The following is a 2,941-nucleotide window of genomic DNA, read 5'->3' as shown; positions in this document are numbered from 1 at the left end:
ACCCGGACTGCGGCCAGGCCGGCGGCGGCGGGACCGGCGGCGCCACGACACGCGGTGGCTCGCGCTCGGAGCGGCCGGCCACGAAGGAGGGGGGCTCGACCCAGTCCTCCGCCACCGCCGGGCGGCGCGCGGCGAGCGCCGGCTCCTGCAGCCGCATCGCCAGTTCCCGCAATTCGGCCTGGATCTCGTCGAGCTGCACCTCCAGCGCCTCGAGCCGGGACTTCACGCCGAAGACGCTGAACGGCATCAGCAGGAAGGCCGCGGCGCAGAGCAGGCCGAGGGTGAGCAACAGCAGGCCGGTCCATTCCGGCATGCCGGGGATCGCCAGGCTGGCGGTCAGGCTCCGCAACTCGTTCATGGTTCAGCCGCCAAGGTTCACCCTCCGGTCACGCTCATGTGGCGCCCGACCGCGGGGCGGCTGTGGCGCCGGTCGATGACGAAGTCATGGCCTTTCGGCTTGCGGGCGATGGCGGCCTCGATCGCCTCGCGCAGCCCGGCCTCGTCCACCGCCGGGTCGCGCAGGAGGGCGCGCAGATCCGCCGCGTCCTCCTGCCCGAGACACATATACAGCGTGCCGGTGCAGGTGAGGCGGACGCGATTGCAGCTTTCGCAGAAATTGTGGGTCATCGGGGTGATGAAGCCGAGCCGGCGGCCGGTCTCCTTCACCACCATGTAGCGGGCCGGTCCGCCGGTCGCGTAGTCCGTGTCCTCCAGCGTCCAGGTCTCCCGCAGGCGGCGACGCACCAGGGAGAGCGGCAGGTACTGGTCGGTGCGATCCTCGCCGATCTCGCCCATCGGCATGGTCTCGATCAGCGTCAGGTCGAAGCCGTGCTCGCCGCACCAGGCGATCAGCCGGTCGAACTCGTCCTCGTTCACGCCCTTCATGGCGACGGCGTTGATCTTGATGGCCAGGCCCGCCGCACGGGCGGCGAAGATGCCGTCCAGCGTCTTCTCGATGTCGCCCCAGCGGGTCAGCGCCCGGAAGCGCGCCGGATCGAGGGAATCGAGGGAGACGTTCAGACGGCGGACGCCGGCGGCGTAGAGGCCCTCGGCATGCTTCGCGAGCTGGGTGCCGTTGGTGGTGAGCGTCAGTTCGCGCAGGGCGCCGGGACCGATGCGGGCGCCGAGGTTGCGGATCAGCGACATCACGTCGCGCCGGACCAGCGGCTCGCCGCCGGTCAGCCGGATCCGCTCGACGCCCAGGCCGATGAAGGCGCCGCACAGCCGCTCCAGCTCCTCGAGGCTGAGGATCTGCGCCTTGGGCAGGAAAGTCATGTCCTCCGCCATGCAGTAGACGCAGCGCAGGTCGCAACGGTCCGTGACGGAGACGCGGAGGTAGCTGATCCGCCGGCCGAACGGATCGATCATGGCGAGGGGCACTCCTGGGGCATGCGGGTCCACCCCATTTGGGCCGCCCCGCCCCTCCGCTGCAACCCCCCCCGCTGCAACCCCCTCCGCCGCCGTCCCCGCCTCAGCCGAGCAGCGCGAAGCTCCCGGCCCCGACCAGGGCGACGAGGGCGAGGCGGCGGTACCATTGCACCGGGATGACATGGAAGAGCCGGGCGCCGACCGGCACGCTGCCCAGCAGCACCGGCAGCATCAGCGCCGTCAGCACCAGCACCGGCCCGCCGATCAGCCCGCCCCAGAGCGGCGGGATGACAGCGGCGATGCCGAGCAGGCCGAAGTAGAGGATCAGGTTGGCGCGGTGCTGCGCCGCCGCCTCCGGCCCGGACAGCAGATAGAGGATGACCGGCGGGCCCGACATGCCGGTGGCGCCCTTCATCAGCCCGGAGACGGTGCCGATGACGAGGTTCAGCGACAGCGGCCGCTTGCCGTGATAGCGCCAGGGCGACATCAGCAGCAGGCCGAAGACCAGCACCATCAGGCCGATGGCGCGGCGCAGCGTGCCGGCCTCGGCGACGAAGAGCACCCAGGCCCCGAAGGGCGTGGCCAGGATGGCGGCGCCGCCGAGCGAGAAGATCACCCGCCGGTTGGCCAGCGCCACGGCGCGCGGCAGCAGATAGGCGGAGACGAAAAGCTCCATGACCAGCATCACCGGGACGCCGACGCGCGGCCCCCAGAGGGTGGAATAGACCGGAGCCAGCAGGATGGCGGTGCCGAAGCCGGAATAGCCCCGCATCAGCCCGGCGATGACGGTGGCGAAGACCGCGACCCCCACCTCCCAGCCGCCGAGCAGGGGCGCCACCTGCGCCCAGGCGGCCGCGATCACGGCGCGTCCAGCACGTCGAGGGCCACCTGCGCGGCGTTGATCAGCAGCTTGCCGGCATGCTCGAAGTTCACCGTGACCCGTTCGCCGACCACGGACTGCACCTGTCCCACCCCCCATTCCGGGCGCTGCGGATGGCGGACCAGCATTCCAGGTTCGAGCGGGAGTCGCATGGCGGCCAGGGTGGCGGCGAAGCGCCGACCGGGCTAGGGAGACGACGTTCACGGAAGCGTGATTCTTAACCGTATCTTAGGCAGGATGCGGCTAGCGCGGCCTTACGGACCCGGCATGAGGAAGCCCCCTTGATGAACAGCGAATCGAGCCTGGCGCAGGACCTCTGCGCCCGGCTGTGCCATGACCTCGTTGGCCCGCTCGGCACGATCGGCGGGGCCATGAGCCTGCTGGGCGAGGACCCGGAGGCCGCCGGGCTGGCGCAGGACGCGGTGGCCGAGATGCGGCGGCGGCTGAGCTACTGGCGCGCCGCCTGCGGCGCCGGCACCGGGCCGCTGGCGCTGAGCGAGATCGCGACCCTGCTGGACGGCATGCTGGCCGGCGGCCGCGCGCGGTTCGACCTGGGCCCGATGCCGCGGGACCGGGTGCTGCCCGCGCCGGTGGCGCAGCTGCTGCTGGTGGCCGCCATGCTGGCGGGGGAGGCGGTCTCGCGCGGCGGCGTCGTGCATCTCGAGCCGGGCGCGGCCGCGGAGGCGCTGGTGC

Annotated in this window: 5 protein-coding genes; 1 reads left to right on the top strand and 4 read right to left on the bottom strand. The window is 72.0% G+C overall.

All coding sequences use genetic code 11. From position 1 onward, the window contains the following. The 4 genes from ACVMLK_RS20540 to ACVMLK_RS20525 form a co-directional block, all read right to left on the bottom strand. Nucleotides 1–358: hypothetical protein (locus ACVMLK_RS20540; RefSeq protein WP_457487475.1), on the bottom strand; the 358-nt coding region annotated here is incomplete at its 3' end. A 17-nt stretch (nucleotides 359–375) separates the two neighbouring features. Further along, complete coding sequence (moaA, locus tag ACVMLK_RS20535) at nucleotides 376–1,368, bottom strand: GTP 3',8-cyclase MoaA (protein WP_422924759.1); 993 nt, start codon at nucleotides 1,366–1,368, stop codon at nucleotides 376–378. A gap of 103 nt (nucleotides 1,369–1,471) precedes the next feature. Continuing rightward, nucleotides 1,472–2,230, bottom strand: a complete 759-nt coding sequence (locus ACVMLK_RS20530; RefSeq protein ID WP_370591936.1) for a TSUP family transporter — start codon at nucleotides 2,228–2,230, stop codon at nucleotides 1,472–1,474. Beyond that, a complete protein-coding gene (locus ACVMLK_RS20525) occupies nucleotides 2,227–2,400 on the bottom strand; it encodes a DUF3553 domain-containing protein (protein ID WP_198365365.1) in 174 nt (57 codons plus the stop codon). The genes ACVMLK_RS20530 and ACVMLK_RS20525 overlap by 4 nt, the downstream gene beginning before the upstream one ends. Before the next feature lie 132 nt (nucleotides 2,401–2,532). Here ACVMLK_RS20525 and ACVMLK_RS20520 point away from each other — a divergent pair. After that, a partial coding sequence (locus ACVMLK_RS20520; protein WP_457487474.1) for a histidine phosphotransferase family protein occupies nucleotides 2,533–2,941 on the top strand: 409 nt, incomplete at its 3' end.

It is taken from the genome of Teichococcus aerofrigidensis (assembly GCF_054073225.1).
This window is presented reverse-complemented; position numbering and strand designations above follow the sequence as displayed.

Excerpts from the sequence above, each read along its gene's own strand:
- ACVMLK_RS20525 (WP_198365365.1), bottom strand. The coding sequence starts at position 2,400 with ATGCGACTCCCGCTCGAACCTGGAATGCTGGTCCGCCATCCGCAGCGC.
- moaA (WP_422924759.1), bottom strand. The coding sequence starts at position 1,368 with ATGATCGATCCGTTCGGCCGGCGGATCAGCTACCTCCGCGTCTCCGTC.